The following is a 564-nucleotide window of genomic DNA, read 5'->3' as shown; positions in this document are numbered from 1 at the left end:
GGTTTGGGCAAAACTACTTTGGCGCATATTATCGCCAAAGAGTTGGGCGTTAATTTGCGTCAAACCAGCGGCCCGGTTTTGGAGCGCGCCGGCGACCTTGCTGCTTTATTGACCAACCTCGAGCCGCATGATGTGCTGTTTATCGATGAAATTCACCGCTTAAGCCCCGTGGTTGAAGAAATCCTTTATCCTGCGCTCGAAGATTATCAGTTGGACATCATGATTGGAGAGGGACCGGCTGCGCGTTCGGTCAAAATCGATTTGCCGCCGTTTACATTGGTGGGGGCGACGACCCGTGCCGGTATGTTGACCAATCCGTTGCGCGACCGTTTCGGTATTGTGTCCCGATTGGAGTTTTATCAAAACAAAGACTTGGCGACTATTGTTGCCCGTTCTGCTCAATTGTTGCAGTTGGAAATGGGTGAAGAGGGTGCGATGGAAGTGGCCAAGCGCAGCCGCGGTACGCCGCGCATTGCCAACCGCCTTTTGCGACGTGTACGCGATTATGCCGATGTGAAAAACAACGGCGTCATTGATGCGGAAATTGCCGATGCTGCCTTAAGC

The 564-nt window shown here is 52.7% G+C and carries 1 protein-coding gene; it reads left to right on the top strand.

Going from position 1 to position 564, the window contains the following annotated elements:
• Nucleotides 1–564, top strand: a 564-nt coding sequence (ruvB, locus tag ACTHUR_RS16840; protein ID WP_440399832.1) for a Holliday junction branch migration DNA helicase RuvB, incomplete at both ends; no start/stop codon positions are given.

The sequence above is a fragment of the Neisseria sp. P0021.S007 genome (assembly GCF_051956855.1).
The sequence above is the reverse complement of the archived record's forward strand: the minus strand, read 5'-3'. Positions and strand labels throughout refer to the sequence as shown.